We start from the raw sequence: 6,392 nt of genomic DNA on the forward strand, positions 1-6,392 counted from the left end.
GGGCGGCTCCGCCAATGTCGGGGTCTGGGTGCGCACCGACGAGCAGTGGCGCTGGCTGGCGCACACACTGACCACCGAGATGTTGCAGAAGCTGCTGCCCGAAACCGCCGAATTGCCGGTCACCCGGCATCTGCTGCCGAAGCTGCGCGCGGTGAACTTCGTCATCGAGGACATCCTCGGCCAAGGCGTGGCCTACCAGGCCCGGTTCGACCCGCAGGCCAAGGGGCTGGGCGAATGGCTGCGCAGCCGTCACCTCGAGATACCCGAACAGTTGCTGTCAGAAAGGGCACCGTGAGTATCTGGACCACCCCCGAGCGTGAGGCGCTGCGCAAGACCGTGCGCGGTTTCGTCGAACGCGAGATCTCCCCGCACATCGACGAGTGGGAGCGCAGCGGCGAACTGCCGCGCGAGCTGCACCGCAAGGCCGCCGAGGTCGGCTTGCTGGGCGCGGGCTTCCCCGAGGAGGTCGGCGGCAGCGGCGGCGACGGCGCCGACGCGGTAATCGTCTGTGAGGAGATGCACCAGGCCGGAGCACCCGGCGGCGTGTTCGCCTCCTTGTTCACCTGCGGTATCGCGGTGCCGCACATGATCGCCTCGGGCGACGCGAGGCTGATCGAGGAGTTCGTGCGCCCCACCCTGGCCGGGGAGAAGATCGGCTCGCTGGCCATCACCGAGCCCGGCGGCGGGTCGGATGTCGGGCACCTGCGCACCACCGCGCGCCTGGACGGCGATCACTACGTGGTCAACGGCTCCAAGACCTTCATCACCTCCGCGGTCCGCGCCGACTACGTCGTCACCGCAGTGCGCACCGGCGGCCCCGGCGCGGCCGGGGTGTCGCTGCTGGTGGTCGAGAGGGGCACCCCCGGATTTGAGGTCTCGCGCAAGCTGGACAAGATGGGCTGGCGCTCCAGTGACACCGCCGAACTGTCCTACGTCGACGCCCGGGTGCCGGTGGCCAATCTGGTCGGCGTCGAGAACACCGGATTCGCTCAGATCGCCGCCGCGTTCGTCTCCGAACGGGTCGGGCTGGCCGCGCAGGCGTACGCCAGCGCGCAGCGCTGCCTGGACCTGACCGTGGCGTGGTGCCGGGACCGGGAGACCTTCGGCCGGCCGCTGATCTCGCGGCAGGCGGTGCAGAACACCCTGGCCGAGATGGCCCGCCGGATCGACGTCGCCCGGGTCTACACCCGCCACGTCGTCGAGCGCCAACTGGCCGGGGAGTTCAACCTCATCGCCGAGGTGTGTTTCGCCAAGAACACCGCGGTGGAGGCCGGTGAATGGGTAGCCCACCAGGCGGTGCAGCTCTTTGGCGGCATGGGTTACATGGCCGAATCGGAGGTGGAGCGTCAGTATCGGGACATGCGCATCATCGGCATCGGCGGCGGAACCACCGAGATCCTGACCTCACTGGCCGCCAAGACCCTGGGATATCAATCGTGACGACCTTGAAGTCCACCCTGGACCCCAATTCCCCGGCCTACGTCGAGGCGGCCTCGGCGCTGACCGACAAGCTCGCCGAGATCGATGCCGAGCACGCCAAGGCACTCGCCGGCGGCGGACCGAAGTACGTCGAACGGCACCACGCCCGGGGCAAGCTGACCGCCCGAGAGCGCATCGAGCTGCTCATCGACGCCGACTCGCCGTTCCTCGAGCTGTGCCCGCTGGCCGCCTGGGGCAGCGACTTCCAGGTCGGTGCCAGCGTGGTCACCGGAATCGGTGCGGTCAGTGGCGTCGAGTGCATGATCATCGCCAACGACCCGACGGTCAAAGGCGGCACGTCCAACCCGTGGACGCTGCGAAAGATTCTGCGGGCCAACCAGATCGCCTTCGAGAACCGGCTTCCGCTGATCTCCCTGGTGGAATCCGGCGGGGCGGACCTGCCCACCCAGAAGGAAGTCTTCATCCCCGGCGGTCAGATGTTCCGCGACCTGACCCGGCTGTCGGCCGCCGGCATCCCGACCATCGCGCTGGTGTTCGGCAACTCCACTGCCGGCGGGGCCTATGTGCCGGGCATGTCCGACCACGTGGTGATGATCCGGGAACGTTCGAAGGTGTTTCTGGCCGGCCCGCCGCTGGTGAAGATGGCCACCGGCGAGGAGTCCGACGACGAATCACTCGGTGGCGCCGAGATGCACTCCCGCACATCCGGTCTGGGCGACTACTTCGCCAACGACGAGCTCGACGCACTGCGCATCGGCCGCCGGATCGTGGCCCGGCTGAATTGGGTCAAGCAGGGTCCGAAGCCGGCTGCGGTCATCGAGCCGAAGTACGACGCCGAAGAGTTGATCGGCATCGTGCCGGCCGATCTGCGCATCCCGTTCGATCCGCGGGAGGTGATCGCCCGCATCGTCGACGGCTCGGACTTCGACGAGTTCAAGGCCATGTACGGCTCGTCGCTCGTCACCGGCTGGGCCCGGCTGCACGGGTATCCGATCGGCATCCTGGCCAACGCGCGTGGGGTGCTGTTCAGCGAGGAGTCCCAGAAGGCCACCCAGTTCATCCAGCTGGCCAACCGGTCTGACACCCCACTGTTGTTCCTGCACAACACCACCGGGTACATGGTCGGCAAGGCCTACGAGGAGGGCGGCATGATCAAGCACGGCTCGATGATGATCAACGCCGTGTCGAACTCGACGGTGCCGCACATCTCGCTGCTGATCGGAGCCTCCTACGGCGCCGGGCATTACGGCATGTGCGGGCGGGCCTACGACCCGCGGTTCCTGTTCGCCTGGCCGAGCTCCAAAGCCGCGGTGATGGGCGGCGCGCAGCTGGCCGGGGTCATCTCGATCGTGAGCCGTGCCGCTGCCGAGGCCCGCGGCCAGCAGGTGGACGAGGCGGCCGATGCCGCGCTGCGGGCCGCGATCGAAGCCCAGATCGAGGCGGAGTCGCTGCCGATGTTCCTGTCCGGCCGGCTCTACGACGACGGGGTGATCGACCCGCGCGACACCCGCACCGTGCTGGGAATGTGTTTGTCCGCCATTGCCAATGGCCCGGTCGAGGGGACGTCGAACTTCGGCGTCTTCCGGATGTGAGGACTCCCATGATCAGCAATGTCCTGGTGGCCAATCGCGGCGAGATCGCCCGCAGGGTCTTCGCCACCTGCCGCCGGTTGGGGCTGGGCACCGTCGCGGTCTACACCGACCCCGACGCCGCCATGCCGCACGTCGCCGAAGCCGACGCGAAAGTGCGCCTGCCGCAGACCATGTCCTACCTGTCGGCCGAGGCGATCATCGACGCGGCCCGTGCCGCCGGGGCCGACGCCATCCACCCCGGCTACGGATTCCTGTCCGAGAACGCCGCTTTCGCCGCCGCCGTGCAGGACGCCGGGCTGATCTGGATCGGGCCGCCGGTGGCCGCGGTGACCTCGATGGGCTCCAAGATCGAGTCGAAGAAGATGATGGCCGCCGCCGGCGTGCCGGTCCTGGAAGAACTGGACCCGGCATCGGTCACCGCCGACCAACTTCCGGTGCTGGTGAAGGCCTCCGCCGGCGGCGGCGGCCGCGGCATGCGGGTGGTCACCGAACTGTCGGCCCTGGCCGACGAGGTCGCGGCCGCCCAGCGCGAGGCCGCCTCGGCATTCGGGGACCCCACGGTGTTCTGCGAGCGCTACCTGCCGACCGGCCACCACATCGAGGTCCAGGTGATGGCCGATGCGCACGGCACGGTGTGGGCGGTCGGTGAACGGGAATGCTCGATTCAGCGCCGTCACCAGAAGGTCATCGAGGAAGCCCCCTCCCCACTGGTGGAGCGCACCCCCGGGATGCGCGCCAAACTCTTCGAGGCCGCCCGGCTGGCGGCGAGTGCGATCGGCTACACCGGTGCCGGAACGGTGGAGTTCCTGGCCGACTCCCGAGGCGAGTTCTACTTCCTGGAGATGAACACCCGGCTGCAGGTCGAGCACCCGGTCACCGAGGAGACCACCGGCGTCGACCTGGTCGAACTGCAGATCGCGGTGGCCGACGGCGCCCGACTCGACCCCGAACCACCGGCGGCCCAAGGACATTCGATCGAGGTGCGGCTCTACGCCGAGGACCCGGGCAGCGGCTGGCGGCCGCAGGCCGGCACGGTGCACGCCGTCGACGTGCCCGGCGTCGCGGCGCAGTTCGGCTCGCTGTGCCGACACACCGGCATCCGGCTGGACTCCGGTGTCGTCGACGGATCGACCGTCTCGATCCACTACGACCCGATGCTGGCCAAGGTGATCAGCTACGCGCCGACCCGCCGGCAGGCGGCCACGGTGCTAAGCAGCGCGCTGGCCCGAACCCGACTGCACGGGTTGCGCACCAACCGCGATCTGCTGGTCAACGTGCTGCGCCACCCGGCATTCCTGGACGGGGCAACCGACACGGCGTTCTTCGACACCCACGGATTGGCCGAACTGTCCGCGCCGCTGGCCGATACGGCCGCGGTGCGCACCGCGGCGGTCGCGGCCGCGCTGGCCGACGCCGCACACAACCGGGCCACCGCCGAGGCGTTCGGCTCCGTTCCCGGCGGCTGGCGCAACTTGCCGTCGGGATTTCAGACCAAGAGCTACGCCGCCGACGACGGCACCGAGCATCGGATCGAATACCGTTTCACCCGAACCGGATTGATCGTCAAGGACAGCGATGTCAGTCTGGTCTCGGCCGGCCCGGACGAAGTGGTGCTGGCCGACGCGGCCGGTGTCGCCCGCACGTTCACCGTCGCCCGCTACGACTCGGCTTCCCAGGATGTCTACGTCGACTCCCCCGCCGGCGGCGTGCATCTGGTGGCGTTGCCTCGCTTCCCGGACCCCGAATCGGCTGTCGAACAGGGATCACTGCTGGCACCGATGCCGGGCAACGTGATCCGGCTGGGCGCCGAACTGGGTGATGCGGTGACCGCGGGCCAACCGCTGATCTGGCTGGAAGCCATGAAGATGGAGCACACCATCAGCGCGCCCTCCGACGGGGTGCTCACCCAACTCGACGTCAAGCCCGGCGACCAGGTCGAGGTCGGTGCCGTGCTGGCCCGTGTCGAACAGCAAGCAGAAGGAGACCCAGAATGAGCGACACCAGCTTCATCGAGAACGACGAACGCCGCGCCCTGCGCGATGCCGTCGCGGCGATGGCCTCGAACTACGGCCAGGACTACTACCTGGAGAAGGCCCGCGCCGGGCAGCACACCGACGAACTGTGGAACGAGGCCGGCAAACTCGGCTTCATCGGCGTCAACCTGCCCGAGGAGTACGGCGGTGGCGGGGCCGGTATGTATGAGCTGTCGCTGGTCATGGAGGAGATGTCGGCCAACGGGTGCGCGCTGCTGATGATGGTCGTCTCGCCGGCCATCAATGGCACCATCATCTCCAAGTTCGGCACCGACGAGCAGAAGAAGCGGTGGATCCCCGGCATCGCCGACGGATCGCTGACGATGGCGTTCGCCATCACCGAGCCCGACGCCGGGTCGAACTCGCACAAGATCACCACCACCGCGCGCCGTGACGGGTCGGACTGGATCCTCAAGGGCCAGAAGACCTTCATCTCCGGTATCGACCAGGCACAGGCGGTGCTGGTGGTCGGCCGCAGTGAAGACGCCAAGACCGGCAACCTGCGGCCCGCGCTGTTCGTGGTGCCCACCGACACCCCGGGCCTGACCTACACCCCGATCGAGATGGAGTTGGTCAGCCCGGAGCGCCAGTTCCAGGTGTTCCTCGACGACGTCCGGCTGCCGGCCGACGCGCTGGTGGGCTCCGAGGACGCCGCCATCGCGCAACTGTTCGCCGGGCTGAACCCCGAACGCATCATGGGCGCGGCCAGCGCGGTCGGCATGGGCCGCTTCGCGATCGGCAAGGCCGTCGACTACGTCAACACCCGGCAGGTGTGGAAGACCCCGATCGGCGCGCACCAGGGCCTGTCGCATCCGCTGGCTCAGAATCACATCGAGATCCAGTTGGCCAAGCTGATGATGCAGAAGGCGGCGACGTTGTACGACGCCGGCGACGACTTCGGGGCCGCGGAGGCGGCCAACATGGCCAAATACGCCGCCGGCGAGGCGTCGACGCGGGCGGTGGACCAGGCGGTGCAGTCGCTCGGTGGTAACGGCCTGACCAAGGAATACGGCATCGCCGCGGCGATCACCTCGTCTCGGCTGGCCCGCATCGCGCCGGTGAGCCGGGAGATGATCCTCAACTTCGTCGCGCAGACGTCGCTGGGCCTGCCCCGGTCGTACTGATGGACACGCTGGTTTCCTACACCGGTCCCGAGGACACCGGAGACGGCTCGGCCCGACTGACCCTGGACTCGCCGCACAACCGCAACGCGCTGTCGAGCAGGCTGGTCGCCCAACTGCACGCCGGGCTGCGCGACGCCGCGGCCGACCCGAACGTGCGGGTGGTGGTGCTCGGACACACCGGCAAGACGTTCTGCGCCGGGGCG

At 68.7% G+C, this 6,392-nt stretch carries 6 protein-coding genes; all 6 read left to right on the top strand.

The annotated features are described in order from the left end of the window. Positions 1 to 295, top strand: a 295-nt coding sequence (locus tag DQP56_RS21900) for an AtuA-related protein (RefSeq protein ID WP_435673898.1), incomplete at its 5' end; no start/stop codon positions are given. Then, positions 292 to 1,440, top strand: coding sequence for an acyl-CoA dehydrogenase family protein (locus DQP56_RS21905; RefSeq protein WP_112689018.1), 1,149 nt, complete (start codon positions 292 to 294; stop codon positions 1,438 to 1,440). The genes DQP56_RS21900 and DQP56_RS21905, both read left to right, overlap by 4 nt. Beyond that, complete coding sequence (locus DQP56_RS21910; protein ID WP_112689020.1) at positions 1,437 to 3,032, top strand: acyl-CoA carboxylase subunit beta; 1,596 nt, start codon at positions 1,437 to 1,439, stop codon at positions 3,030 to 3,032. The genes DQP56_RS21905 and DQP56_RS21910 overlap by 4 nt, the downstream gene beginning before the upstream one ends. Positions 3,033 to 3,040: 8 nt before the next feature. Next, entirely contained in the window at positions 3,041 to 5,026 is a 1,986-nt protein-coding gene (locus tag DQP56_RS21915) for an ATP-binding protein (protein ID WP_112689022.1), read from the top strand. Beyond that, a complete protein-coding gene (locus DQP56_RS21920; RefSeq protein WP_112689024.1) occupies positions 5,023 to 6,189 on the top strand; it encodes an acyl-CoA dehydrogenase family protein in 1,167 nt (388 codons plus the stop codon). Before DQP56_RS21915 ends, DQP56_RS21920 begins: the two co-directional genes overlap by 4 nt. After that, the coding region (locus DQP56_RS21925; RefSeq protein WP_205868954.1) for an enoyl-CoA hydratase-related protein at positions 6,189 to 6,392 on the top strand (204 nt) is incomplete at its 3' end. The genes DQP56_RS21920 and DQP56_RS21925, both read left to right, overlap by 1 nt.

The organism is Mycolicibacter senuensis, from assembly GCF_003284925.1.
GTDB lineage: Bacteria > Actinomycetota > Actinomycetes > Mycobacteriales > Mycobacteriaceae > Mycobacterium > Mycobacterium algericum_A.

Bases quoted from the DNA above. Each gene is read 5' to 3' on its own strand.
- DQP56_RS21915 (WP_112689022.1), top strand. From the start codon at position 3,041: ATGATCAGCAATGTCCTGGTGGCCAATCGCGGCGAGATCGCCCGCAGG.
- DQP56_RS21920 (WP_112689024.1), top strand. From the start codon at position 5,023: ATGAGCGACACCAGCTTCATCGAGAACGACGAACGCCGCGCCCTGCGC.